This window comes from Pacificoceanicola onchidii, assembly GCF_004804335.1.
Lineage (GTDB): Bacteria > Pseudomonadota > Alphaproteobacteria > Rhodobacterales > Rhodobacteraceae > Pacificoceanicola > Pacificoceanicola onchidii.
The window spans coordinates 348,627-373,721 of sequence record NZ_SRXY01000001.1 but is presented as its reverse complement, the minus strand read 5'-3'; the positions used below and the strand labels follow the sequence as shown (position 1 = coordinate 373,721).

Sequence of the window (25,095 nt, the reverse complement as noted above, 5' to 3'; positions counted from 1 at the left end):
CCCACTGCTGTACAAGCCCCGGGCGGACAAGAACGCCCGGGGCCACTCAATCGGAGACAGAGCTATGAACCGAGCCCGAATTCGCTGGCATATTTTGGTATTCCTTGCGCCAGCCGTTATTGTTTACACCGCCGTTATGATCTGGCCGCTGTTCAACACGCTTCGGCTCGCTCTTTTCTCCGTGATCGAACAGGAACGGGTTTTTGTCGGGCTCGACAACTTTCGCACGCTGTTTTTTGACCCGATCTGGTCAGAACAGTTCTGGAACGCGTTGGGCAATAATTTCTGGTTCTTCCTGATCCATATGCTGGTGCAAAACCCCATCGGCATTGCGCTGGCGGCCCTGCTGAGTCATCCGCGTCTGCGCTTTGCCGCGCTCTATCGCTCGGCCATTTTCATCCCTACCATCCTGTCTTTCGTGATCGTGGGTTTTGCCTGGAAACTGATCCTGTCGCCGATCTGGGGCATCGCGCCCTCCATGTTGGACGCGGTGGGGCTGAAAGCGCTTTTCGCGCCTTGGCTGGGCAAGGAGGAATACGCGCTGACCACACTGGCGCTGGTCTCAGTCTGGCAGTTCGTGGGCATCCCGATGATGCTGATCTATGCCGCGCTTCTGACCATTCCCGAGGAAATCCTGGAGGCGGGCGAAGTGGACGGCATCACCGGTATGGCCGCCTTCTGGAAGATCAAGCTGCCGCTGATCCTGCCCTCGATTGGGATCATCTCGATCCTGACTTTCGTCGGCAATTTCAACGCATTCGACCTGATTTATGCCGCGCAAGGCGCATTGGCTGGCCCAGATTTCTCGACCGATATCCTGGGCACTTTCATGTATCGCACCTTCTTCGGCTTCCAGCTTCAGCTTGGCGACCCGCACATGGGGTCGGCCATCGCAAGCGCCATGTTCGCGATCATCCTGGTCGGTGTGTGCATCTATCTCTTTGGCATCCAGACCCGGATGCGCCGGTATCAGCTGTGAGGATCGGACAATGAACAAGGCACGCTCAAATCCGCTTAACACCCTCATGATGCACGGGGCGCTGATCCTCTACACGCTGATTGCGCTTTTCCCGGTCTTCGTCATCCTGATCAACAGCTTCAAGGAACGCCGGTCGATTTTCCGCGAACCGCTCGCCTTGCCGAATGCTGAGAGCTACTCGACCATCGGTTACAACACGGTCATGCAGCAGGGAGATTTCTTCCTCTACTTTCAGAACTCGATGACGGTCACCGTGGCATCGCTGTTCTTCGTGCTGCTCTTTGGCGCGATGGCGGCCTATGCACTCAGCGAATACCGCTTCCGGGGTAACATGCTGATGGGGCTGTATCTGGCTCTGGGCATCATGATCCCGATCCGCATCGGCACGGTGGCAATCCTTGAGATGATGGTTGCCACTGGATTGGTTAACACGCTCTGGGCCTTGATCCTGGTCTATACCGCGCAAGGCCTGCCGCTGGCCGTCTTCATTCTGTCCGAGTTCATGCGTCAGGTATCTGACGACCTGAAAAATGCCGGGCGCATTGACGGGTTGAGCGAATACACGATCTTCTTTCGCCTGGTCCTGCCGCTGGTGCGGCCCGCGATGGCGACGGTCGCGGTGTTCAACATGATCCCGATCTGGAATGATCTGTGGTTCCCGCTGATCCTTGCCCCGGCAGAGGAAACCAAGACCCTGACACTGGGCAGCCAAGTCTTCATCGGCCAGTTCGTGACCGACTGGAATGCGGTTCTGTCGGCCCTGTCCATGGCGATCCTGCCAGTACTGGTGCTCTATGTGATCTTCTCGCGCCAGCTGATCCGCGGCATTACATCGGGAGCCGTGAAATGACCCGTGTTCTGATTGCAGGTCTGGGCAATATGGGGCGCAGCCACGCGCTGGCCCACCATGCCCATCCGGATGCCGAGATTGTCGGTCTGGTCAATCGCAGTGGCGTGCTGGATGACCCCGATCTGTGCGGCTACCCGGTGTTCAACGAGTTTTCCAAGGCGCTGGCAGAGACCGAACCCGATCTCGTGATTATCGCGACCTATACCGACACCCATGCCGAATATGCGGTGTCGGCGATGCAGGCTGGCGCACATGTGTTTGTCGAAAAGCCGCTGGCCCTGACCGTGGCAGAGGCGCGCCGCGTCGTGGAGACGGCCAAAGCAACGAACCGCAAGCTGGTCGTCGGCTATATCCTGCGCCATCACCCGTCCTGGACGCGGCTGATCGACGAGGCGCGCGCACTGGGCGGGCCATATGTGTTCCGGCTCAATCTCAACCAACAGTCCAGCGGCGCGGATTGGCAAAAGCACAAGGCGCTGATGCAGACCACCTCGCCCATCGTGGATTGCGGTGTGCATTATGTCGATGTCATGTGCCAGATCACCGATGCCGCGCCGGTGCGGGTGCATGGCATGGGCGTAAGGCTTTCGGATGAGATTGCCGAAGACATGTATAATTACGGCCAGTTTCAGGTGATCTTTGCCGATGGATCGGTCGGCTGGTACGAGGCCGGTTGGGGCCCGATGATGTCGGAGACTGCGTTTTTCGTGAAAGACATCGTGTCGCCCAACGGCGCGGTTTCGATCACCGACGGGAACAAGGGTGCGTCGTCCGACATCGAAGGGCATACAAAGGTGGGTGGCCTGCTGCTGCACCGCCCCGGCAATGACCAGATGATCGACCTGCCCGACGAGCCCGGACATCAGGCGCTCTGCGATGCTGAACAGGCCTTCATGCTCCGCGCCATTGCCGAAGATATCGACCTGTCCCGCCACATGAGCGACGCCGTCGCATCGCTCGCCATTTGTCTGGCCGCCGATGAAAGCATCCGCACCGGCCAATCCATTTCGCTTGAGGAGACCCTGAAATGACTGCTCTGTCCCTGCAAAACGTCAACAAGTCATTTGGCGAAGTCCATGTGCTGAAGGATATCAACATGGAGGTCGAGGAAGGCGAGTTCGTGGTCTTTGTCGGGCCGTCCGGATGCGGAAAGTCCACGCTGCTGCGGGTGATCGCGGGGCTGGAGGACGCCAGTTCGGGTGAGATTCGGATCGGAGGTGACGTCGTTAACCTGACGCCGCCGTCAAAGCGCGGCATCGCGATGGTGTTTCAGAGCTATGCGCTCTACCCGCATTTGAACGTACGTGGCAACATGACCTTGGCTCTCAAACAGGAAAGACAGTCGAAGGCGGTGATTGAGGAACGGGTGCAGGAAGCATCGCGGATGCTGAACCTCGAACCCTATCTGGAACGGTTCCCGTCCGAGCTTTCCGGTGGCCAGCGTCAACGGGTCGCCATCGCCCGCGCCATCGTACGTGAACCGAAACTGTTTCTGTTCGACGAGCCGCTCAGCAATCTCGACGCGGCGCTGCGGATGAACACCCGGATCGAGATTGCGAACCTGCACCGCCAGCTGGGTGCCTCGATGATCTATGTGACCCACGACCAGACCGAGGCCATGACGCTGGCCGACAAGATCGTCGTTCTGCGCGATGGCCGGGTCGAACAGATCGGCAGCCCGATGGAACTGTATAACAACCCGGCAAACCAGTTTGTGGCCGGCTTCCTCGGCTCACCGGCGATGAATTTCTTTCCCGCCGAGCTGGTGCAGGACGGCGATGATCGCACGATGGGCGTGCGCCCGGAAGATTTGTTCCTTGATGACAGTGGCGCGCTTGCCGCGCGGGTCAGCCATGTCGAGAAACTGGGCGGCGACACCAATGTCATTGCGCAGGTGAACCGTCATCAGATCACCGCACGCTTGTTCGGTCAGCATGCGGTAGAGCCGGGTCAGGATCTGCGGCTCGGTTTCAACCCGCAAAACGCCTTTCACTTCAATGGCGAGGGCATGCGCGTCGAGTAAACAATCAGCGTCCTTATCGCGGGAGTCGAACTGTCAGGATTGGTTGGATTGAAGTCGCTTTCGAACGCGGCCCACCATTCGCGGGGCTGGAATGACGAGTGCGCCCCGCCCCAATCCCACTCAAGCCGCTCGCCGCGAAGGACGGGATAGGAAACAACCTGCGGCAAAAGTACAGTTTTGATCCGGTTCACAGCGACACCCTCGAACGACTGCTTCGGTGACTCGCTGCAAGGCAACGAAAGCCGTGCTGCGATTGCGAACGGATGCTGCGTGAGTAATGGCCGCACGAGCAAAAGGCGGGTTTGTCCCGCTAAGCCGACCTTTCCCGTACGCCGGAGCACTGCCCGGGTACTTTGAGACACGGGCTGAAGGTCTGGGGCAATGGCCCGGCGAAGAAGACAAGGGTGCCGCAACGCATTCGAATCAGCATCCATTGATGCGCACCGCAGCGAATTCCTTGCCGGTCAGGAACAGGCTGCGGACAGATCTGGCTTTTTTCTTCCAGACTGGGGGGCGCGTTGGCATCAATTGCCAGCCACTTGCAGGCATCGAAGGAATGTGACCCCAAGGACGGGTTGTGGCCGGGCCTGTGTTATCCTTGGCACCTGCCGGTTACGCGCTTTGACATGGTCAAACGCAAAAAACCGAAGAAATCATTTAAAACAGGTGGGTAGGTCGTCTATGCCCGCCGATCCCTGCCATTTTTTGCACGGCTGTGCGGCCTCGCCTGATGGCGACGGCAGTGATGGCGCTGGCCTGTCGGAACGCCACTCTTGCTGCGGGTAAGCGTGACCTCAAACAGCAGGGTTTTTTGAGTAAGTTTTGTAAACAAAGGCTGACGTGAATGGTTGCGACGTCAAAAATACAAGTTGATCGGGAATTGCCTAACAGGGCAGGATCGACCATTCGGGCAACACTGCCCGTAAAATTTGGGGTATTACATGAAATCTATACGACTCCTGGCCACCATGGTGGCCACAATGGTTGTGTGCGCGACCAGCGCGCTTGCCACGACACTGAGTGCCACGTTCAACGTGGACAACGGTTTTTTTGCATATATCAGCACCGACGATGGCGTCCAGGGCACAGAGTTCCTATCGGGAGAAAGCTGGCCGACATCTTTCTCGGGCTCGGTCAGCCTGACTGCCGGCGTTACCAATTACCTGCATGTCAGGGCCTATGACACGGGTGGGGCGGCCGCCTTCATGGGAACGTTCTCCTTGAGCGACACCGGATTTGCCTTTGGCAATGGCACTCAGTCCCTTGTGACGGGTGAAGGTTACTTCCAGCAAAGCACGACAGGTTGGGGATCCTATGGCGCGGTGACCGACCACGGCGGGCACGGGTCCATTTTGCCCGACTGGTTTCGTCCTGCGCAAGCCGATGCGGCACGCTTCATCTGGTCGGCCGATAACGCTGCTGACAACGAAGTGTATTTCACGGCCGCGATTACGGCGGCGGCTGTCCCGGTACCGGCGAGCCTGCCGTTGCTGATCGGTGCTTTGGGCGTCTTTGGGCTCTTGCGCAGGCGTTCCCGCTGATTTGAACCTTGGCAGACCGACTTTGGCGCAGGGTGACAGGCGTCAACGGCAGAACACTGTCACCCGTTGGCACGGACCGCTGTTTGCCTCGTCGTGACCGGCGAAGCCTCATTGGACCGCGCGTTCAGAGATAGCTGGCCGGGCAGGCAGCGCGGCCAGCAAAGAGTGTAGAGTTTGGGTTCGGGAGGATCCGGCTCAAACAGCCTTGAGCAGTCATTGCGTGCACCCCGTCCCGGACTTGATCCGGAGCCTCAGGGTTAGAGCACAAGCCGCGCCTATCGCCGTGCCGTGGGGACGGGCCGTCCCTCTCGACAGACTTTTCTTTGAAAAGTCGTCTGACGGGAGGGGACAGGCGCGGCGGCCAGCGGCCTTGATTCCGCGCCAGTGGCGAGGTGAACGTTCGCTTCAGGCCACTGTCGACATCGGGACTTCTCACGATCAGCGACCGCTTCGATCCGCAATGCCGACCTTTCCCGTACGCCGGAGCACTGTCGAGGCACTCTTGGGCACGGACCGGAGGTTTGGGGGAAATTGCTCGGCGAACCTTGTGCTGCGCGCGCCGGAGGGGTTCAACAGACGGTCAGAGGGCAGAGGTGAGTGAGCTGATCGGGTGTGCGTGTGCGGGGTTTGTGTGTGGAACCGGCGGTTGCGGGCGTATGAGAAACGGTGGCGGACGAAAAAAGCGCCCCGTTCGACGGATCGTGCGGCCTTGTGCGTTGTACCTGTACGTGCTCGCAATTCTGCGCAGCCCGAAAGCAATCCTCGGAGAAACCATGTCCCCCATGAAATCGCTGCCAACTGCCTTGTGCATTGTGGCTCTTTCAAGCCCCGCACTTGCTGAAAACGTCGAAATCTATTTGGTCGATATGCTCGACAATATACAGAACGGGTATTGTATCGACATTGCCAAGGGGCGGGGCGAGGCCGCCAATCCCGACGATGGGCTGCAAGCGCACACCTGCTACAGCCCCTCCGGCGAAGTGCTTGTAGATCAGGCCTTTGACCCCGATCTGTTCGCTCAGGGCGTGCTTTTCATGCCTGAGTTTGATGTCTGCATGCAGGCTCTTTCGACCGAAACCGGCGCTCTTGCAGACCTGGCCGCATGTGATGGGTCGGCTGCACAAAGCTGGGTGTTTGGTGGCGAAGGCACAATTGCCCCGTCTTCGGCTCCCGAAATGTGCCTGACGGTGACAGGTGAGACGCGCACAGGGCGCAGCGATCAAAACCAGATGATCGCGATGACCTTGCAGGCGTGCTCCGACGAGCTGGCGGCTTTTCAAACGTGGTCCAACCGCACGGCGGACTAAGACGGCCCCGGGTGCGGCGGGCAGGCGGGTCGAGGCCGTCGGCAGCCAATGCCCGCCTGAGCCGGATTTGCGCCGTAGCGGCCCGGTCTGTAAGCTCAAGCCCATGGCGCGCACATGGGAGGTTTGATGTGTCCGAGCGAGGGGGAACGGATTTTATCGAAGCGGGCGCCGGGCCGAGGGTGATCCTTGTGCATTCGAGCGTTGCCGGGGCGCGGCAATGGGGTGGTCTCATGAGCGCGCTGGCGGACAGGTTTCACTGCATTGCCATCAATCTTTTTGGCTACGGCGCAACCAGGGCCTGGTCCGGCGAAGACATGCAGACGCTGGAAGACCAGGCAAGGCTGCTCGCCCCTTTTATCCCGGATGACGGCAGCAGGATTTCGATTGTCGGGCACTCCTTTGGCGGCAGCGTGGCGATGAAAGCGGCGGCGATGTTCAAGGATCACGTGGATCGTCTCGTTTTGATTGAACCCAACCCGTTCTACCTGCTGGAGCAGAACGGGCGGGACGAAGCCTTTCAGGAGGCGGTCGATCTGCGCAACACGATCAAGCAAAGCGGGAGGGAGGGCACCTGGCCGGTCGCCGCCGAGGTGTTCGCGAATTATTGGACCGGCGCGGGAAGTTGGGACGCCATGCCACAAGAGCGCCGGGACAAGTTCACCAAGGCCCTGGAGCCCAATTTCCATGAATGGGACGGGGTGATGCACGAAAAGACGCCGCTGTCGGCCTGGGAGGCTGATCTGCCCGAAAAGACGACGGTCCTGTCTGCGGCGGACACGGTTCGGTCAATCGATGAGATCTTTTCATTGATGAAGCAGAGCATGGCGCACTGGCGGTTCGAAACGATTGAACGCGGGGGGCATATGGCGGCCCTGACAAAGCCCGATCTTGTCAATCCGATCATCGCGCGGGCGTTGCTGGACTAGGGGCCGGATGCAGGGGGCATGTTCCGAAGGTCATGGGATGTGGCCGGGATCTGCGATCAGGCGGGTGCAAACCCGCAACGCGCGATGCTGTGATTTGCCCGGCATTCTGCGATAACGGCGGGCACGCCGCATCGTTTCACAAGGATGGTCCATGAAGTTCGTCAACCCGCTGCCGTTTGTCCGGGACATCGAGACATCAAAGCGCTTCTATTCGGGCATTCTTGGCCTTTCGATCCGCGAAGATCATGGGAACGTCGTCCTGTTTGACAATGGATTTGCCATTCATGAGGGGACGTCGCTTTTCAAATCGGTTTTTGCGCGGGAGGACAGCGCGCCGCCGCCCTATGGGCGCGCGAACCTCGTGCTCTATTTCGAGGACACGGCGTTGGATGCGGCCTTTGAGCGGATTTCGCCGCATGTTGAGGTGATCCACGGTGTCCGGTTAGAGGCCTGGGGGCAGCGGATCTTTCGCTTCTTTGACCCCGACCGGCATATTGTGGAGATCGGCGAGCCGATGGCGCAGTAACGGGGCCTGCGCTATCGGTGCGTGCGTTTGGGGCCCAAGCCTTGCAACCCGAAGGCGGGTTACAGAACCTCGACCCATGTTTTCATGCCCGCAGCCTGATGCCCCAGCATGTGGCAGTGCAAAAGCCATTTTCCCGGATTGTCAAAGACGCAGAGAATGTCGCGGGTCTCGCCCCGGTGGAGCAGGGTGGTGTCGCGCAGATCGCCCGGAACCTCGCCGTTCATTTCGTGGAAGTGATGCCCGTGCAGATGCATGCCGTGCGGAAACGCGGTTTCGTTGATCAGGCGAATACGGGCGGTCTCTCCTCTTTGAAACGTGGCCAGAGGGGTATCGGGGAGGCCGGAGTGGCCATTCAGGGCCCAGATGTCCTCACCGGCGTGGCGGCCGCCCATGGCGCCCCCCTGCATGGTCAGGCTGAGGTCGCGATACGGCGCGGTGGGGGTCTTGACGTTGGCGGCTGGCAGGGCGGTGATATCCTGCGCGATCGGGGACGGGTTTTCGCCCATGACCTCGATGCGGCCCAGTTCGTAAGGCTCGTCCCGTGTCGGGAAGTCAAAGCGCAGCGTCTGTGCCACGTCGACGATCAGGTCGATCCGCTGCGCCGGGGCCAGCATGAGCTGTCCGATGTCGCGCGGGGCCTGGAGGGGCATCCCGTCGAGCGCCACGATCTTGCCCGTGGCCCCGGACAGCGCAACCGGGAAGACCCGCGCGGTGGCCCCGTTGATCAGACGCAGGCGCACCCGATCCCCGCGCCGCACCTGCCGGACAGAGGGCAAGGCGCGGGCATAGTTGCCCAGACGGCCCGCGTGGGCAAAGTCATGGCGGTTGCCAAAGCCGCCCATCAGGGTGCCGTCTTCTTCCAGCCGCCAATCGTCGATCATCACGGTCACGTCGTGATCCACCTGCGGCGGCTCTTTTTCCTCGACGATCAGGGGGCCGTAGAGGCCTTGCTCGACCTGTTCCCATGACCGGCTGTGCGAGTGATACCAGAAGGTGCCGGCATCGGGCGCGACAAAGGAATAGTCGAAATCCGCGCCATCGGGCACGGCGTTCTGGGTCATGCCCGGCACGCCGTCCATGGCGTTGTCGATGCGGATGCCGTGCCAGTGCAGGGCGCTGTCAGAGCCGATCCGGTTTTCGAACCGCACGTCGAGCCTTTCGCCCTGACGGACGCGCAGTTCCGGTCCCGGCGTGGTGCCGTTCAGGCCCAGCATGGCGGTTTTGCCGTCGCCGTCCGGCAGGATCTGCGCCGTGACCGGCCCGGCCCGCAGGACGGTGGGCGCGGCGAGGGCGGTGCGGGGCAAGGCGAGGGCGGCGGCCCCGGCGGCCAGAACGGAGCGGCGGGTCAGGGGGACGGGGCTCATTTGCGATACTCCGAATGGCAGGCCTTGCAGGAAGCGCCAAGCTGCATCAGCCCGGCTTTCAGGTCGTCCTCGGTTTGCAGGCTGCGAGACAGGGCAAGCGCAAGGGCCTCGGTTTCCTGTGCCTTGGCGGTGAAATCCTCGAAACGCTCCCAGATGGCTGGCAGCGCTTCGGCTTTGGGATCGTCTTCGGGCGCTTCGAACAGGGCCGGGGTTTGCGCGGCAAACCGGGCCACGTCCGCCGCCGCCGCCCGCGCCTCTGCCGCGTCAAAGGCGCGGGCGCCCTTGGCCATGGTGCCGAGGACTTTCATTGCATCGCCGGTAGATTTCATCGCCTCCATCCGGGCCATGACAGCCGGGTTCGTGACCCCGCCATGGGCCAGCGCAACGGACCCGAGACAGGCCGCGATCAGGAACAGGCCGACCTGTTTTTTCGCTTTGTTCATCGTTTCTCTCCCGTGTCACTCAATGCCATTGGCGCGTTGCAGTGTGCGCACATAGGTGATGATCGTTTTGACATCCGCTCGCGTAAACCCCTCAACTGGCGCCATATCGCCAAAAGTCCAATGATGCGCACGCACGCCCAAGGCGACGGCCCTCTGAAAGGATTCATCGCCATGATGCGATGGTTCATAGATCTTGTGAACCAGTGGCGGCCCTATCCCGTTTCTCCCGCTGCCATTGTCCCCATGGCATTGTGCGCAGGCCGCGCCAAAGGCGCGCTCTCCCATGCGGGCTTCGGGTGACATGTCGTCCGGCAGCCTGACAACGGCCAGCGGGTCACCCACTTGAGCGCCCGTACCGATGGGGGTGTCCGGTTTATGGGTCTGTATCGTCCAGACGGCTATTCCGGCGGCAACAAGGCCACCGGCAATCACAAAAGGTTTGATCATGGTTTTTCCTCGGATGTGTTGAGAACGGTTGCCCTGATGAGGGCGGCCCTTCTCACAGCCGGGGCGGTGGCGGATCGAAGCCTGTTACATGGTCATGGACCGGCAAGGCGTTGGGGATCGGGACATCGAGACGGGCAAAACCCGCTTGGAGATCAGCGGTCTGCTGGGCATGTCTGAACACGGAGCAGCTTAGGCAAAGCTGGCAGAGTCCCGCGTCGCCGTGGCCCGTCAGGCCGTCATGGCTGGAAACAGGGTGAGGGCAGGGGGCCGAGTGCGCGGCCGTCCTGTGCATGTCCTGCGCGCCAGATGGGGCCGTGCTCAACACGCCCAACAGCAGCGTGACAAGAGCCGCGGCGAGCAAAGCTGTTTTCCCCAAAGAGCGCATGATTTCTGTTTGCCCCGTCTTACCCGCAATAACAAGCCGGAGGACGTCACGATCCGGTGTCCCGATGGGCGGGTGCACCGCGCCGCAAAGGCCAATCTCAGGCTTACAAAAAAGTAAGTTTGAGTTCGGGACCATGTGAACTGGGCCTCCCATTTCTGTTTCATCGGACGGCAGCAAGCCGCCAGACAGAGCAAAATGGAGAACTAAAATGAACATGGACATGATCAAAATCGGCGCCCTTTCCGGTCTTATCGCAGTGGGCGGCATCGCGACGATGGTTTCGGCCCAAAGCGCCGCTGAGCAGACCGGGTTGACCGAAGAGCAGATCATCGAAATCGCGCTGGCCGAAGTGCCGGGGTCCGTCACCGAAGTGGAACTGGAGGAGCGCCGCGGCACCACCTACTACGAGGTCGAAGTCACCGCCGAAGATGGCAGCGAGATGGAGCTGAAAATCGCGGCGGACAGCGGCGAGATCCTGAAGGTCGAAGCCGACGATGAAGACTGCGGCAAGGGGCGCCATCATGATGATGATGACGACGAGGACGAAGGCGAAGACGCCTGAGCCACATCCCGTTTGAACTTGGGCTCGTACCCTGTAGGTTGCCGGTGACGGCAGCCTACAGGCGTTTGCCAAACCCGAAGGACCGACATGCGCATTCTGCTTCTGGAAGACGACAAACAGCTTGGCCCCTGGATCGCCGGTGGCCTGCGCGAGGAAGGCCATGTGATTGATCACTTTGAAAATGGCAAGGACGCGCTGATGGCGGCCATGGGGCAGGATTTCGACCTGTTGATCCTTGACCGGATGGTGCCGGGGCTGGACGGGCTTGCGGTTCTGAAATCGCTGCGCGCCTCCAGGGACACGACCCCGGCGCTGTTCCTGACCGCCCTGGGCGAGGTGGACGCGCGGGTTGAAGGGTTTGAGGCCGGAGGGGATGACTACCTGACCAAACCGTTTGCCTTTGCCGAATTGTCCGCGCGTGTCAGCGCGCTGGGCCGACGCCGGGACGGGCCGCAGGCGGAGCCGGAGCAAACCACGCTGCGCTATTCCGATCTGACGCTGGATCTGCTGTCGCGCCATTGCGAGCGCCAGTCGCAGGCGATTGAGCTGAAGGCCAAGGAATTCAAGCTGCTGGAGTATTTCATGCGCCGCCCGGGGCGGCTTGTCACGCGCACAATGCTGCTCGAGCAGGTCTGGGACATGAGTTTTGATCCCACCACAAGCGTGGTCGAGACCCATATCAGCCGCCTGAGATCGAAGATCGACAAACCGTTTGAAGAGCAGTTGCTGCGCACGCGTCGAGGCGAAGGCTATGTCTTTGGCAGTTAGGGTTCTGGGCAGGCTGCGCTGGCTCCTGCGGTCATCGACGCTGCGGTTGTCCCTGCTGCTGTCGGTGGTTTTTGCCATAGGCTTTGCCGTGGCGGTCTTCGTGGCCGTGACGCTCGGCAAAGACGCCAATGACCGGCGGGTGGACGCCACGCTGTCGGCCCTGGCAGGGGCGTCCGAGCTGGACGATATGACCGGCGACGGGCCGGACATGATCCTGCGCGCGCGGGAGGATCTGGGCGGGCTTCCGGGCCAGATCCGGCGCGCGGCGGGACGCGGCGGCGGCACGGTTCATCTGCAAAACGACCTGTTCGGTTCGGACGTCTGGCGGGTGCTGGTGACACAAGACAGCGAAGGGGAGGCGGTTATGGTCGCCGTTCCGCTAGAGGATGCCGAAGAGGCACAGGCGCTGCTTGCGGGCATCTTGTGGACAACAGCCGGGATCGTGATCGTCTTTACCCTTGCGGTGGGGTTCATCACCGGGATCCTGGCGCAACGGCGGCTGTCCCGGATTGACCGGACCCTTGGCAGGCTGGCGCAGGGGGATCTGACGGCGCGCACCGGGCTTGCCCGCTCCAGAGACGATCTGGACGACATCGCCCGGCAACTGGATGTGACCGCGGCGGAGCTGGAGCGGTTGGTGACGCAGACCCGCCACCTCAGCGCGAGCATTGCCCATGATCTGCGCACCCCTTTGGCCCGGCTGCGCGCACAGCTTGAAATGCTGCCGGAAGGCGAGGCGCGCGGCGCGGCGCTGGAAGAGGCCAGCCGCCTGTCGGGCATCTTTGACACCATCATGCGCGTTGCGCGGATCGAGGCGGCGCAGGGCACCGATGGGTTCGAACCCGTCGCGGTCAACGCCCTGCTGCAGGACGTGGCCGAGATTTTCGGCCCTGTTGTCGAGGATGAGGGCAAAACCCTTGCGCTTGAACTGGCGGGATCGGGCCATGTTCACGCGGACCGGCAGATGTTGGTTCAGGCTTTGGCCAACCTCATTCAAAATGCGCTGGTGCATGGCGGGAACGAGATCACGCTGTTTTCTGACGGGGCCGTATTTGGCGTGTCAGACAATGGGCAGGGTGTTGATCCTGAACAGTTTTCCGAGATCGTCAAACCCATGGTCCGGCTCGATGCGGCGCGCACGCGCGACGGCTCTGGCCTTGGGCTGGCGCTTGTACGGGCGGTGGCTGACCGGCATGGCGCGGCGCTGGAGCTGTCGCAAAACCGGCCACACGGGCTGAAAGTCACGCTGAACTTTGCAAATTTGTAAGGTTGCGGTCAGGCGGCCGTAAAACACGGTGTCCATATCTGTTTCATCGAAACGAGAGATGAAACTGGAGACACCACAATGAAAACCCTGATCAACAAAATCACCACTGCCATCACCGGCGCGGTTCTGTTTACCGCCGCCATCGCGATGGCGGGCCTTGGCTTTGCGGTGATGGCTTCGCTCGCGGTCTTTGCGGTGATCGCCATCGGGATCGCGCTTCTGGCGGCCCCGTTTGCGAGCATGGCGATCAAGGAAGAAGGCGAGGCCGAGGCGGCACAGACCGCCGCGTGATCGAAACCGCGAAGAGGGGGGCAAGGCCATGACAACACAAGCAAAACCGCACGGGTTTGTGACCAAGGGCATCCACTGGTTGTCCGCCGGGCTGATCGGTGTCGGGTACCTGAAAGGGCTCGACAGCGTGGCGCAACTGGCTGATCCGACGCTCTTTATGACCGAGGTTGTTTTTGCGCTGACGCTTGGCGGCGTGTTCCTGCTTCGCCTGCTCTGGACCCGGACGATTGCCGGGGTCACGCGGCTGCCCGAGGAAGCGCCAAAGTGGGAGCATTGGGCATCCAGAGCGGTGCACATGGGGCTTTATGCGTCTGTTTTCGGGATCATCCTGTCCGGTTTGGGGATCGCGCTGGCCTACTCGGTGCCCTGGCTCGGCGGGCTTTTCATGGGGGCCATGCTGGGCCTGCATGAGGCGATGCTGGCTGCCTTGCCGTTGCTTCTGATCGCGCATGTGGCAGGCGCGATCTGGCACAAGATTGTGCGCCGCGACGGTGTTCTGGAGAGCATGACCGGGCCGTTGCCTGTGTAATGCGCGGGCACCGTGAAAGGCGCGCTCGGAACTGCCCCGGCGTTTGCGACGACGGTCAGCGTACCAGCGAGAGAAGCTGCGCCTCTTCGCCCGGCGGGGCGGAGAGGTGCGGGTACAGCCAGTTCACGGCTTCGGCAATGTCGTCCGTCACCAATTGGTGTTGTTCGTCCCGGACGTTGTTGATCGTGGCATAGGCCGACATCATTCTCAGCATTCCGAACGCCCCGTCATCGCGGCCGACATAGGCGCAGGGATTGTTGGGGAAGGACTTGCCGATGTCCGCGCGTTTGCGCATCAGGATCTGGAAATCCGCGGTGCCAAACCGCAAGAGATCAACCCGGCGCAGGTCAAGCAGCAAAGGCATGTTGAGATCGTCGGGCATCTGGCCTTCGGTCATGCGGTCCGTCGCCAGTGTGTATAAATCCTGAAGTTCAAAGGGTTCCTCGCCCCGCACGACAACGAGGGAGTACCGTTCCAGGAGCGAGGCGTATGCGGGCATTCAGGTGTCTTTCCGAGGCTGGCAGGCTTGAAGTGAGAGTTTGGTTCGGCGTGTCGCCTCTGCAAGGGCTGCGCAGATCAAAACGCCGGGACAGAGTCCGCCCGGCGGATCCCGCCCATGTGTGATTTGCAACCTGTGTTATCATGGCTTCATATCTATGCCGTTCAAAATGGCGAGCATTTTCCATGCGCCGTGCAGGCGGATCAGGATTACGGCGCCCTGATGTGGCGGATAAAGCTGCGTGTCCCCGCGCAGGATATAGCTGCGAAAGTTGCCGATGATCATGTCGTCCGACAGGCGGATCGCGGATTTGGCGACCCTGACGATGTCGTGTGCGCCAACTTTGTCCAGAAAACGCATGGCGTTATCAAACCGATCCCGAGACCCTTCGATGTTTGTCACGATTGAGGACATGCTGGGCGATTGCGCAACCAGCGTGGGGCACAGGCAGTCATTATAAGTCTCGAAACAGCGGGTCAGGAATGCCTGGGAGAGACTGTCCAGAACCCCCTGCAGCGCGCCGCGTGCCTGATCGCGTTCGGGGTTGGGGGTGGCCGGGTCTTCGGCCTTTTCGAGGGAGAGCGGCATCCTGTCGGAGAACTGGGAGACACAGACTTTCCACTCACCCGCCTCGGCGCGCAGGACAGAGACGGTCGAGTAGGTGCGCGCCTTTACGCCATCGGCATCGTGCCAGTTGGAGCGGTGGCTGCGCACGATCAGATCGGGGGTCACGAAGGAGGCGTGGTCCAGCTGGCGCTCGACGTTTGTGATCTTCTGCGCGCGGTAGTTGGCCCGGATCGCTTCAATCGTTTCCTTCAACTGCGCCGCGTTCTCGGAATGCCGCACGCCGCTGCTCCAGACAAAAGCCGAGGAGGTGGTGTAAAACCCACTGAAGTCCGGCACGCCAGCCGCCATCAGGGCCGCCGTCACCGAAGACAGGTGGTGGTCTGCGATTTTATATGCCGAGTTGAGCATGGACCTGACTGGACGATGAGTGGATTGGCGCAACACAAGGACTGGAGTGGCACTTGCGATGCAGGCTAGCGCGACTTCTGTCAGGTTTCGACAAGAAATTCATGGCAGTGATCGCGTTTAGCGGGAAAACGCTGCGTGCCGGGGTGCGGAGTTCGAAGTGCGCGGGTGGGCGGCACCGGAGGTGATGTGCGAGGCCCGGAAATATCGGCAGGGAGGCGGGAGACCCGCTTGACCTTGCCTTTGAGCTGTCTTACTCCAAGGCGCAGATGCGGGCGTTGTGTAATGGTAAGACCCTTGCCTTCCAAGCAAGAGATACGGGTTCGATTCCCGTCGCCCGCTCCAATCCCGCATCGATTTTCGTGCCGAGAATGAGATCCAGACGGATCAACTGAGGCCCTGAGGCGCTCCTGCCTTGGCCCGATGGATAAGTGGATCGTGGTCCGCAGAGGGGTTTTGTCCGAAAGCGCCTAGCGATTGCCCGTTTGACGAAAAGCCGCCATGCCTCGCCCCGCTTGTTGAGACCAAAGGCTGGATCGGCGAGCGCTATGACGCGGGCGCGGGCCTGCAATTCCTCAACGCCCGCTACTACGACCCGGAGCTGGCCGTGTTCATCCAACCGGACTGGTTTGAGGTGACCAAGGCTGGGGTTGGGACGAACAGGTATTCCTATTCGGCGAATGATCCGGTGAATTTGAGAGATCCGGAGGGGAATGAATCTGAGTCAGCAGCTGATCCTGCTCAAGACGAGGATAAAGAGGACGCAGAGAAGAAAAGGGATCGGAGGACGCGAGACCTTTCCAAAAAGGCAACCAAGTTCCTCGGAGCAGTGGGAAAACTAATAGAGGCGTGGGAACTTGCAGAAGACCTTGAAGGGCTAAATAATGAAGTTAACAAACTCTATCGAGGGCTATCCAAGAAAGACATTGACACCTTGGTTATGGAAGGCATTTTTGTTCCAAATGATCCCACAGCTTCGGTAAGCCCCGAGCAACACGCCCTCGGCGTACGGCCAACGCAATTCATCTCTCTCTCGAAACGCCGTGCTGTGGCGGAACACTTCGCAACGTCTTCCGTTCCTTCGCGGAAGGATGTTGGCCCATCAGGTTGGGTAGCGGTGCTAGATGGTCAGAAGCTTTTCTTTTCGGGTAATTTGCGGATGCATTCCAATTTTGCAGGTTACAGCAGGGGAGCTCGATCCCATGTTTTGAAAGATAGCGAAGTTCTGTATGAGGGAAACATTCCAAAAGGTGTTATGATTGAACCATGTAGAGTACCTGCTGGTCCGGAATTTGAACACTATGATGGGCCGATCCAATAACCTTAGAGTCGGTGTCGCGGTGACTTTTGTTATCTCGGCACTGGGTACCGCACATATCAGCTTCGCAGGTGAAGAAGTGAATGGAAAGAAGTCGCCACTGGATAAACTGGCTGAACAGATCCGCAATCCTGAAACTCGGAACGACCCTGTTCCTCAAGACATCAAGGATGAATACCAGGAATGGTTGAAAGCCCAAAATAGTGGAATAAGGGAAGAGCTTGAGCCCCCTTGGGTAGTTAAATCCGAATGGGATAGGGATCATCCGGGGTGGCGCATGGGCGGTGGTGAAGACTACATGAATGATTTTCAAATTTGGTTCAGTGCGTTGTCGGATGAGAAGTTCTCTGAATACGTTAGACAGTATCCTGAGGTCGGGAGCTGGGTCGGTTTTTACGAACAGTTCCGGCCTTGACGGTGGTGCATATTGTTGGGCGATAACTTCGATGATGAAACAGGATAGTCTTAAGAAAAAAGGCGTTTGCCCGTTTGGTTGCCCATGATTTCGAAGGTGTCGAAGTTCCATGGGAATTTCTAGAGTAATGAAGCACTTAGAGAAGCCTACTTTACCACATCCGAAACCGTATGCCGTGGCGCCTCCAGCCCTGTGCTCAGAATAAAATTCGCCCCACCCAGCTTATTCCGCCAATAGACCGTCACGTCCCCGGCGTGCGCAGAATTATAAATGACGCGGGGGCGGATCATGATGATGCGTTCGGTGGGGTCTTTCGAGGACTCCTTCGTTCGGAACAACCCCGGAGGCCACAGGCCCCAGCCCCGGCCCCTCTGCGCGCGTCTTGTTGTCCCGCTCCGGCCTGTGACACAGCAAATGCTTGACCCGAGCGTGTGGCATGGCAAAAGGCCTTGATCGACTGAGGAGGACCCATGGCGCGCGACAACGGCACACCCGGCACGGCAGAGGCAGAACGCGAGAAATCAAAGCGGCTCGGCTCGCTCGGGGCGCTTGTGCCGTTCCTGCGGCCCTATCGCATGTTGGTCATTGCGTCCTTGCTGGCGCTGATGGCGACGGCGGCGATTTCGCTGGCGCTGCCCATGGCGGTGCGGCGCGTGGTGGACAATTTCAACGTCACGGACGGCGCGATTTTGGACCTCTATTTTGCGGCGGCGCTGGGGTTTGCGGGGTTGCTCGCGCTGGGCACGGCGCTGCGCTACGCGCTGGTCACGCGGCTGGGCGAGCGCGTGGTGGCGGACATTCGAAAGGCGGTGTTTGACCGGGCCATCGGCCTGTCCCCGGCGTTTTACGAGAAGATCATGACCGGCGAGGTGCTCAGCCGGATCACCACGGATACAACGCTCATTCAATCGGTCATCGGATCGTCGGTCTCCATCGCGCTGCGCAATGTTCTGCTGTTCAGCGGCGGGCTGTTCCTGATGTCGCTGACCTCGCCGAAACTGACCGGCCTCGTTCTGCTGATCGTGCCCGCCGTTGTGGTGCCGATCCTGACGTTGGGGCGGCGTTTGCGGCGGCTCAGCCGGGAAAATCAGGATTGGATCGCGGTCTCGTCCGGAAACGCCTCCGAGGCGCTGACCAGCGTGCAGACGGTGCAGGCCTACACCCATGAGGCGCGCTCGAAGTCGGCGTTTTCGGATGTGACCGAGAAGAGCTTTGACGCCGCGCGCCGCCGCATCTGGACGCGGGCGCTGATGACGGCGATCGTGATTTTCCTCGTGTTTACCGGGGTTGTCGGCGTGCTGTGGATTGGCGCGTGGGATGTGCGGGCGGGCGAGATGTCCGCAGGTACGCTCATCCAGTTTGTGGTCTATTCGGTCATGGTGGCAGGCTCCGTGGGGGCCTTGTCCGAGGTTTTTGGCGAGTTGCAGCGCGCGGCGGGGGCGACGGAGCGTCTGGTCGAGCTGTTGAACGCAGAAGACACGGTGAAGGATCCCGCAGCGCCCAAGGCTCTGGCAGAGCCGGTGCGGGGTGAGATCATCTTTGACAAGGTTTCGTTCAACTACCCGGCGCGGCCCGACATTCCGGCTTTGGACGACGTGGCCCTGACCATTGCGCCGGGGGAGACGGTGGCTCTGGTTGGCCCCTCGGGCGCGGGCAAGACGACCATCGTGCAGCTGATCCAGCGGTTTTATGATCCGCTTGCGGGGGCGGTGCGCTTTGACGGTGTGGCGCTGCCCGACATGGCGCGGGATGACTTCCGCCGTCACATCGCTCTGGTGCCGCAGGATCCGGTGATCTTTGCCGCCTCTGCGCGTGACAACATTCGCTTTGGTCGGCCCGATGCAACGGATGCGGAGGTTGAGGCGGCAGCGAGGGCAGCGGCGGCGCATGAGTTTCTGCAGAAGCTGCCGGAAGGCTATGACACATGGCTGGGCGAGCGCGGCGTGATGCTTTCGGGCGGTCAGAAGCAGCGTGTGGCGATTGCCCGCGCCATTCTGCGCGACGCGCCGGTGCTGCTGCTCGATGAGGCGACAAGCGCCTTGGACGCGGCGAGTGAGCGGGCGGTGCAACAGGCCGTGGACACGTTGTCGGAAGGGCGCACGACAATCATCGTGGCTCACCGTCTGGCAACGGTGAAAAAGGCGGACCGGATTGTAGTCATGGACGGCGGGCGCATTGTGGCGCAGGGCACCCATGATGCGCTGGTGGCCGAGGGTGGGCTCTATTCGGAGCTGGCGCGTTTGCAGTTCACCGATGGGGTGGCAGCGGAGTAGGCGGCTTTGGCACCGGATCGCTTCGCCCCTATCTGTTTCGCTGGAATCTAAAGCTGTTTTCCGGATCGCTTGCGATCCGGTTCGTGCCCGGCCTCGCCCCCCAGGGCGGGCGCGAAATCGACCCTTTTCAACGAGCTGTGATGTTCATTCCCAAAAGAGATGACGGTGCAAGTTGCATAACCCGCCCTCGAGGCCGGGCGCGAACATCTGTCGGGCTACAAGCCTTTTACCCAATCATCCGTTTGATCGCCGCCGCGTGTTCGGGCGTTGCGCCGAGGCTGTCGGCGGCCATGTCGCGGGCGGCGTCCAGCACATCGCCTTCGGTGATGCGGTCAATCAGGCCCCATGTGAAGGCCTCTTCGACGGTGATTTTCTCGCCCGCCATCAGGATGCGTTTGGCCCGAGACGCGCTGACAAGCGCGGCGAGGCGTTTGGGATCGGAAGGCTGTGGCAGGAAGCCGAGCTTCATCACCGGGTAGAAGATCTTGGCCCCCGGCACGGACACCCGCAGATCGCAGGCGAGGAACATGCCCATGGCGCCGCCTGCGACGGTGCCATTGAGCGCGCAGATGGTGATGCCATTCAGACGCGCCAGCGCGCCGGAGAGGCGCTCCCAGAGCGGCGAGACCGCAAGCCCGGCCTTGGCCGCGTCAAGATCCGCCCCGGCGGAGAAGACCTTGCCCGTTCCGGTCAGCACCAGCCCGCGCGCGTCGCGAGCCTCTTCGGCGATGACGCAAAGCTGTTCGAGCATGTCTGCGGTCAGCGAGCCTGCCTTTTCGGGGCGGTTGATGGTGGCGACCCACAGGCCGCTGTCTTCCTTGGTCAGGGTGATCATGCGACACCGATCTTTGCGCGGATGGCCTCGTCGCGGAGCGAGACCTCGGCCCCGAGGAACTCATCGGCCTCGGTGCCACACATCCAGAGCAGGCATTTGGCGACCCACTCGGGCGGGATGTGATCGGACCAGTCCAGCTGCGAGACCGGGTTGATGCCGGAGGCCTTGATCTCGCGCTGCATCTGGGTGGCCACGGTGCCGGGCGAGAGCGACAGGGCACGCAACCCCTGATCGCGGTATTCCTTGTCGAGCATGCGCGTCAGCATGAGCGCACCGGCCTTGGAGGCGCAGTAGTGCGACCAGCCTTCGACCGGGCCATGCGCTGCGCCCGAACCGATGGTCAGGATGGTGCCACCGCCGGGCAGCATCTCCTGCAGCGCGGCGTGCATGCCGTGAAAGACGCCTTTGAGATTGATGTCGATGACCTCGCCCCAGGCGTCGGGGCTGGCTTCGTCCATGCGGGCGATGGGTTCGATCATACCCGCGTTGTTCACCAGAATATCAAGGCTGCCGTGCTCGGAGACACAGGCGCGCACGGCCTGTTCGACCTCCCAGTAGCGGGCGATATCGCAGGGTATGGCGATGGCCGCCTCGCCGATTTCCCCGGCCACATCGGCAATGGCTTCGGCGCTGCGCGCCACGAGCGCGACTTTGGCCCCGGCGGCGGCAAAGGCGCGGGCCGTCTCGGCGCCGATGCCCCGACTGGCCCCCGTGATAAGTGCAGTTTTTCCTGATAAATCCATGATTTGGCCCTTTCTGACCGGGTGGCCTCTTAAATAACTCGTATCGCGTACATAGTATGGAATCCAGTCCCTTGACCCATTCCCGTGAGAGGCAGACACTTGGGTCAGACACAAACTTTAGTCCAACGAGGAAATTCATGAAACATCTTGGCAGCGCATCTGTTCTGGCCCTTTGTGCCATGGCAGCCCCGGCATTGGCCGACGTCACCCCCCAGCAGGTCTGGGACAATCTCGAAGGCTACATGGCAAGCTCCGGCTATGCCGTCACGGCCACCGAATCCATGTCTGGCGGCACGCTGACTGTCAGCGACATCTCCATGACCGTCGACATTCCCGAAGAGGATGGCACGGTTTCGGTGAACATGGGTGAGATGAGCTTTGCCGACAAGGGCGATGGCAGTGTCGAGATCAGCTGGCCCGCCTCCATGCCGATTGGCGTGATGATCGACGTCGATGGAGAAAAGGTTGAGGTTGGCCTCGACTACATCACGATGGGCGGCGCGATGACCGCCTCCGGCACAACCGACGCCATGGCCTATGACTACAGCGCGGACAGCATCAGCCTCGTGCTGAGCAAGCTCAATGTCGAGGGCGAGGAAATCACCCGCGACATGGCAACCTTCGAAATGGTGATGAGCGGTCTGGGCGGCAACATGGTCATGTCCATGGCCGACGGAATGCGCATGATCAGCCAGACGCTGAACGGCGCGGGCCTGACCATCACCGGCATGGCCTCCGAGCCGGGCACGGAAAACGGCGGCAACTTCTCGCTGGCCATGGCCGCCTTCGAGAGCAGCAGCGAGAGCATGGTGCCGGGCACCGTCGATTACACCGACATGCCGGCGATGCTGGCGGCGGGTTTTGCCGGGGCGGGCGAGTTCAGCCACTCCGGTGTCGAGATGGCCTTTGACGTCACCGATCGCGGCGACAACACCAATGGCTCGATCAGCACCTCTTCGGGCCGGATGGCCTTTGCCATGTCGCAGGACGCTATGAGCTTTGACGGTGGCAACACCGACATGACCGTGGCCATGCAGGGCGCGGAAATCCCGCTGCCGATCAGCGGCAAGATGGCCGAGACGTCCTTCAACGTCTCCATGCCGCTGCAGAAGTCCGACACGCCGCAGGACGCGGCCATCGGCCTGACGCTGGGCGGGTTCGAAACCTCTGACATGATCTGGGGCATGCTGGATCCGGGCGGTGTGCTGCCGCGCGATCCGGCCACGGTCTCCGCCGATCTGACCGCCAAGGTCACACCCTTCGTCAGCCTGCTGAACGAAGAGGAGATGATGAAGGTCGAGATGGGTGAAATGATGCCCGGCGAGCTGAACGCGGTGACGCTGAACGCGCTGACCGTGGAAGCGGCGGGTGGCAAGATCACTGGCGACGGCGACTTCACCTTCGACAACACGGATTTGACCAGCTTTGACGGCTTCCCGGCTCCGGAAGGCAAGCTGAACCTGTCGGTTTCCGGTGCCAATGGCCTGATCGACAAGATCATCGCCATGGGTCTGATGAGCCAGGAAGACGCCATGGGTGCACGCATGATGCTGTCCATGTTCACCGTGCCGGGCTCCGCCCCGGATTCGGCGACCTCGACCATCGAGTTCAACGACCAGGGCCATATCCTGGCGAATGGCCAGCGCATCAAGTAAGCGCCTGACGGTTTGAAATCGGCCGCGTCCCGTTCCGATGGGGCGCGGTTTTTTCATGCGGGCGGGCTTTCAGGCCCCCCGACTGGCGCCTCCGCGCCAGCGGCCCGCCCTCCAGCCGCGCCCGAAAGCGGTGCGAAACGCAGCGTCATTGTATCCTTCCGTAGCGTTCAACGCCCTTGCGTGGACGGCTTTGGCTGGACACACTATCCGGAAGAAAAACAAGGGGAGGAGAGGACCATCATGACCTATGCCGGTGTGGCCGATCGCGATGCCATTCAGAACGCAATGCCGTGGGAGGGCCGCGAGGTTCCGACGACAGTCTGGGGGCAGCTTTGCCGCACGGCGGAGGCCTTTCCCGCCCGTCCCGCGGTGACCTACCAGCTTTTGTCCGGGCCAAAGGACAAGGCGGAGACGCTGAACTGGTCTGAGCTCAGGGCGAAGACTGCGCAGGCGGCGAACCTGTTTCGCTCGCTTGGCGTCGGCGAGGACGACGTGATTGCTTATGTCCTGCCGAATTGCAACGAGACGATTGCGACGCTGCTCGGTGGCTGTGTTGCGGGGATCGTGAACCCGATCAACCCGCTTCTGGAGCCGGAACAGATTGCCTCGATCCTGCGCGAAACCGAGGCGAAGGTTGTGGTGACGTTGAAACCGTTCCCCAAGACCGACCTGCCGCAGAAGGTGGCCGAAGCCGTGCGCCATGCGCCCGGGGTGCAGACGGTGCTGGAGGTAGACCTCAACCGCTACCTGACACCGCCGAAAAGCTGGATCGTGCCGCTGGTACGCCCGAAGCTGGACCGCAGTCAGACCCATGCGGATTACAAGTGTTTCCGCAAGGAAACGGCCAAGCAGCCGGTGGAGCTGACTTTTGACGACAGCACCGGCGACCGGGTGGCGGCCTATTTCCATACGGGCGGCACCACGGGCATGCCCAAGGTCGCGCAGCATCGCTATGGCGGGATGATCTACAACGGCTGGCTCGGCGCGACGCTGCTGTTCGACGAGAAAGACAGCATCATGTGCCCGCTGCCGCTGTTCCACGTCTTTGCCTGCCACGTGATCCTGATGGCGGCGCTGTGTTCCGGCGCGCATGTGGTCTTCCCGACCCCGGCGGGTTATCGCGGCGAAGGGGTCATGGACAACTTCTGGAAGCTCTGCGAGCGCTGGCGGATCAGCTTTGTCATCACAGTGCCGACGGCGGTGTCTGCTTTGATGCAACGGCCGGTGGATGCGGATATTTCCTCGGTCAAAACGGCGTTTTCCGGCTCTGCGCCGATGCCGATGGAACTGTTCAAGCGGTTCGAAAAGGCATGCGGGGTGACGATCTGTGAAGGCTATGGTCTGACGGAGGCGACCTGTCTTGTGTCGGTGAACCCGCCGGATGGCGAGAAGAAGGTTGGCTCGGTCGGCATTCCGCTGCCCTATTCGAATGTGAAGATCATCAAGCAGGTGGGCGGCGATGCGCTGGAATGCGCGGTTGATGAGGTGGGCGAGATCTGCGTGTCGAACCCGGGCGTCTACGAGGGCAACACCTATACCGAGGCGGACAAGAACGCTGACCTGTATCACTACGGCGATTACCTGCGGACAGGCGATCTTGGGCGGGTTGATGCGGATGGTTACCTGTGGATCACGGGGCGTGCGAAAGATCTGATCATTCGATCCGGTCACAACATCGATCCTGCCGAGATCGAGGAAGCGCTGCTCTTGCACCCGGCGGTCGCCTTCGCAGGGGCAATCGGCCAGCCTGATGCCTATGCAGGGGAACTGCCCTGCGCTTTTGTCGAGCTGGTGGATGGCGCGTCCGTGACCGAAGCGGAACTGATGGAACATGCCAAGCGCCACGTGCACGAACGTGCGGCACATCCCAAGCACATGACCATTTTGGACGAGTTGCCGAAAACGGCAGTCGGCAAGGTTTTCAAGCCCGACTTGCGCAAGGATGCGATTACGCGGGTCTATAACGCGGCGCTTGAAGAGGCAGGGTCTGCGGCGCGTGTTGTGTCTGTGGTTGACGACAAGAAACGCGGGCTTGTGGCTCAGGTGGCGGCCAATGGCAGTGAGGCGGGCGTTGGCGACGTTCTCGGCAACTTCACCCGGCCGTGGGAGTGGTCTGCCTGAGGGGTTTCGCCTTGCTTCGCAAGACGACCGGCGCGCCCTGCGGGCGCGTGCAGGAG

25 protein-coding genes and 1 tRNA gene are annotated in these 25,095 nt (G+C 61.2%); 19 read left to right on the top strand and 7 right to left on the bottom strand.

The window, feature by feature from the left end; genetic code table 11:
* The first annotated feature begins 64 nt into the window (after positions 1–64).
* The 8 genes from E4662_RS01745 (at position 65) to E4662_RS01710 (ending at position 8,152) form a co-directional block, all read left to right on the top strand.
* The gene (locus E4662_RS01745; RefSeq protein WP_136439518.1) at positions 65–979 is read left to right on the top strand and encodes a carbohydrate ABC transporter permease; all 915 of its coding nucleotides are present in this window, start codon (positions 65–67) and stop codon (positions 977–979) included.
* A 10-nt stretch (positions 980–989) separates the two neighbouring features.
* Positions 990–1,829 carry a carbohydrate ABC transporter permease gene (locus E4662_RS01740; protein ID WP_136439517.1) on the top strand — a complete coding sequence of 280 codons (840 nt, stop codon included), beginning with the start codon at positions 990–992 and terminating at the stop codon, positions 1,827–1,829.
* A complete protein-coding gene (locus E4662_RS01735) occupies positions 1,826–2,860 on the top strand; it encodes a Gfo/Idh/MocA family protein (protein ID WP_136439516.1) in 1,035 nt (344 codons plus the stop codon). The genes E4662_RS01740 and E4662_RS01735 overlap by 4 nt, the downstream gene beginning before the upstream one ends.
* Positions 2,857–3,852, top strand: coding sequence for an ABC transporter ATP-binding protein (locus E4662_RS01730; RefSeq protein WP_136439515.1), 996 nt, complete (start codon positions 2,857–2,859; stop codon positions 3,850–3,852). Before E4662_RS01735 ends, E4662_RS01730 begins: the two co-directional genes overlap by 4 nt.
* A gap of 941 nt (positions 3,853–4,793) precedes the next feature.
* The gene (locus E4662_RS01725) at positions 4,794–5,393 is read left to right on the top strand and encodes a VPLPA-CTERM sorting domain-containing protein (RefSeq protein ID WP_136439514.1); all 600 of its coding nucleotides are present in this window, start codon (positions 4,794–4,796) and stop codon (positions 5,391–5,393) included.
* 773 nt (positions 5,394–6,166) lie between these two features.
* Positions 6,167–6,700 carry a ricin-type beta-trefoil lectin domain protein gene (locus E4662_RS01720; protein ID WP_168797868.1) on the top strand — a complete coding sequence of 178 codons (534 nt, stop codon included), beginning with the start codon at positions 6,167–6,169 and terminating at the stop codon, positions 6,698–6,700.
* Between the two features lie 128 nt (positions 6,701–6,828).
* A complete protein-coding gene (locus E4662_RS01715) occupies positions 6,829–7,626 on the top strand; it encodes an alpha/beta fold hydrolase (protein ID WP_168797867.1) in 798 nt (265 codons plus the stop codon).
* 151 nt (positions 7,627–7,777) lie between these two features.
* Positions 7,778–8,152 (top strand): VOC family protein, encoded by a 375-nt coding sequence (locus tag E4662_RS01710; RefSeq protein ID WP_136439511.1) that lies wholly within the window; start codon positions 7,778–7,780, stop codon positions 8,150–8,152.
* Positions 8,153–8,211: 59 nt separating this feature from the next.
* On the opposite strand, the gene E4662_RS01705 is transcribed toward E4662_RS01710, so the two are convergent.
* From E4662_RS01705 to E4662_RS01695, 3 genes are read right to left on the bottom strand one after another with little or no spacing between them, the layout of a single operon-like run.
* Entirely contained in the window at positions 8,212–9,516 is a 1,305-nt protein-coding gene (locus E4662_RS01705) for a multicopper oxidase family protein (RefSeq protein WP_136439510.1), read from the bottom strand.
* Positions 9,513–9,959, bottom strand: coding sequence for a c-type cytochrome (locus tag E4662_RS01700; protein WP_136439509.1), 447 nt, complete (start codon positions 9,957–9,959; stop codon positions 9,513–9,515). Before E4662_RS01700 ends, E4662_RS01705 begins: the two co-directional genes overlap by 4 nt.
* Positions 9,960–9,974: 15 nt before the next feature.
* Positions 9,975–10,406, bottom strand: a complete 432-nt coding sequence (locus tag E4662_RS01695; protein ID WP_136439508.1) for a c-type cytochrome — start codon at positions 10,404–10,406, stop codon at positions 9,975–9,977.
* Between the two features lie 593 nt (positions 10,407–10,999).
* On the opposite strand from E4662_RS01695, the gene E4662_RS01685 reads away from it, so the two are divergent.
* From E4662_RS01685 to E4662_RS01665, 5 genes are all read left to right on the top strand, one after another.
* A complete protein-coding gene (locus E4662_RS01685) occupies positions 11,000–11,353 on the top strand; it encodes a PepSY domain-containing protein (protein ID WP_136439506.1) in 354 nt (117 codons plus the stop codon).
* 87 nt (positions 11,354–11,440) lie between these two features.
* Positions 11,441–12,121, top strand: a complete 681-nt coding sequence (locus E4662_RS01680; protein WP_136439505.1) for a winged helix-turn-helix domain-containing protein — start codon at positions 11,441–11,443, stop codon at positions 12,119–12,121.
* Positions 12,105–13,388, top strand: a complete 1,284-nt coding sequence (locus E4662_RS01675; protein WP_136439504.1) for a sensor histidine kinase — start codon at positions 12,105–12,107, stop codon at positions 13,386–13,388. Before E4662_RS01680 ends, E4662_RS01675 begins: the two co-directional genes overlap by 17 nt.
* 78 nt (positions 13,389–13,466) lie before the next feature.
* Positions 13,467–13,679 carry a hypothetical protein gene (locus E4662_RS01670; RefSeq protein ID WP_136439503.1) on the top strand — a complete coding sequence of 71 codons (213 nt, stop codon included), beginning with the start codon at positions 13,467–13,469 and terminating at the stop codon, positions 13,677–13,679.
* Between the two features lie 28 nt (positions 13,680–13,707).
* Positions 13,708–14,208 carry a cytochrome b gene (locus E4662_RS01665; protein WP_136439502.1) on the top strand — a complete coding sequence of 167 codons (501 nt, stop codon included), beginning with the start codon at positions 13,708–13,710 and terminating at the stop codon, positions 14,206–14,208.
* A 55-nt stretch (positions 14,209–14,263) separates the two neighbouring features.
* Here the strand turns inward: E4662_RS01665 and E4662_RS01660 are convergent, their stop codons facing one another.
* Together E4662_RS01660 and E4662_RS01655 are read right to left on the bottom strand one after the other, a co-directional pair.
* Positions 14,264–14,707: a hypothetical protein gene (locus E4662_RS01660; RefSeq protein WP_136439501.1), complete on the bottom strand. Its 444-nt coding sequence runs from the start codon at positions 14,705–14,707 to the stop codon at positions 14,264–14,266.
* A 141-nt stretch (positions 14,708–14,848) separates the two neighbouring features.
* Positions 14,849–15,682 carry a hypothetical protein gene (locus E4662_RS01655; RefSeq protein ID WP_136439500.1) on the bottom strand — a complete coding sequence of 278 codons (834 nt, stop codon included), beginning with the start codon at positions 15,680–15,682 and terminating at the stop codon, positions 14,849–14,851.
* Positions 15,683–15,950: 268 nt separating this feature from the next.
* Between E4662_RS01655 and E4662_RS01650 the strand changes: the two genes are divergently transcribed.
* From E4662_RS01650 to E4662_RS01635, 4 genes are all read left to right on the top strand, one after another.
* Positions 15,951–16,024 (top strand) — tRNA-Gly (locus E4662_RS01650).
* Positions 16,025–16,094: 70 nt separating this feature from the next.
* The gene (locus E4662_RS01645) at positions 16,095–17,000 is read left to right on the top strand and encodes an RHS repeat-associated core domain-containing protein (RefSeq protein ID WP_136439499.1); all 906 of its coding nucleotides are present in this window, start codon (positions 16,095–16,097) and stop codon (positions 16,998–17,000) included.
* A gap of 19 nt (positions 17,001–17,019) precedes the next feature.
* Positions 17,020–17,412, top strand: coding sequence for a hypothetical protein (locus E4662_RS01640; RefSeq protein WP_168797866.1), 393 nt, complete (start codon positions 17,020–17,022; stop codon positions 17,410–17,412).
* 470 nt (positions 17,413–17,882) lie between these two features.
* Positions 17,883–19,685, top strand: a complete 1,803-nt coding sequence (locus E4662_RS01635) for an ABC transporter transmembrane domain-containing protein (RefSeq protein ID WP_136439497.1) — start codon at positions 17,883–17,885, stop codon at positions 19,683–19,685.
* A 226-nt stretch (positions 19,686–19,911) separates the two neighbouring features.
* Here E4662_RS01635 and E4662_RS01630 read toward each other — a convergent pair whose 3' ends face one another.
* Complete coding sequence (locus E4662_RS01630) at positions 19,912–20,520, bottom strand: enoyl-CoA hydratase/isomerase family protein (RefSeq protein WP_136439496.1); 609 nt, start codon at positions 20,518–20,520, stop codon at positions 19,912–19,914.
* Positions 20,517–21,263 (bottom strand): SDR family oxidoreductase, encoded by a 747-nt coding sequence (locus E4662_RS01625; protein WP_136439495.1) that lies wholly within the window; start codon positions 21,261–21,263, stop codon positions 20,517–20,519. Before E4662_RS01625 ends, E4662_RS01630 begins: the two co-directional genes overlap by 4 nt.
* Before the next feature lie 137 nt (positions 21,264–21,400).
* Between E4662_RS01625 and E4662_RS01620 the strand changes: the two genes are divergently transcribed.
* Positions 21,401–22,918 (top strand): DUF2125 domain-containing protein, encoded by a 1,518-nt coding sequence (locus tag E4662_RS01620; RefSeq protein ID WP_168797865.1) that lies wholly within the window; start codon positions 21,401–21,403, stop codon positions 22,916–22,918.
* A gap of 240 nt (positions 22,919–23,158) precedes the next feature.
* Positions 23,159–25,039: an acyl-CoA synthetase gene (locus E4662_RS01615; RefSeq protein ID WP_136439493.1), complete on the top strand. Its 1,881-nt coding sequence runs from the start codon at positions 23,159–23,161 to the stop codon at positions 25,037–25,039.
* Positions 25,040–25,095: the final 56 nt, after the last annotated feature.